General features: G+C 62.7%; 1 protein-coding gene. It reads right to left on the bottom strand.

The window, feature by feature from the left end; all coding sequences use genetic code 11:
* Positions 1-609, bottom strand: a 609-nt coding sequence (locus NRB56_RS38180) for a sensor histidine kinase (protein WP_194291146.1), incomplete at both ends; no start/stop codon positions are given.

A 609-nucleotide genomic window follows, 5' to 3' on the forward strand; every position in this document is an offset into this window, starting at 1 on the left:
ACGGCCGCACCGGAACCCGATCACGCAGATGATCAACCACCGGAGCATCCGTGGTGATCAACTCCACCGGAATCAGCACAATCGCCCGGATACCCCCGTAATCGGAATCGGTCAGCCGCACCGAGATACCGTGCCGGGTCGCCAACTGCGCCACCACGAACAAACCCAGACGAGAATCCGCCGACAGCGTCGCCAGACCGAAATCCGGTGGGTTACGCAACATCTCGTTGACCCGCTCCAGCTCATCAGGCGGCATCCCCATCCCCTGATCGCTGACCTCGACGACCACACCCTTACCCACACTGTTACCCGTCACATCCACCCGCGACTGCGGTGGCGAGAACGCGGTCGCGTTGTCCACCAACTCCGCCAGCAGATGCATCAGGTCCGCGACCACATTGCCCAGCACGAACACCCGCGGCAAGCGATGCGTGTTCACCCGCGCATAGTCGAGGGTCTCGGCCACCGCACTACGCACGAGTTCCATCAACGGCACCGGACGCCGCCACTGCCGCCCCGGCTTACCACCACCGAGAATGATCAAATTCTCCGCGTTCCGGCGCTCCCGAGTAGCCAAATGATCCAGACGGAAGAAGGTGTCCAGCAACG

Source organism: Nocardia aurantia (assembly GCF_009604425.1).
Classification (GTDB): Bacteria; Actinomycetota; Actinomycetes; order Mycobacteriales; family Mycobacteriaceae; genus Nocardia; species Nocardia aurantia.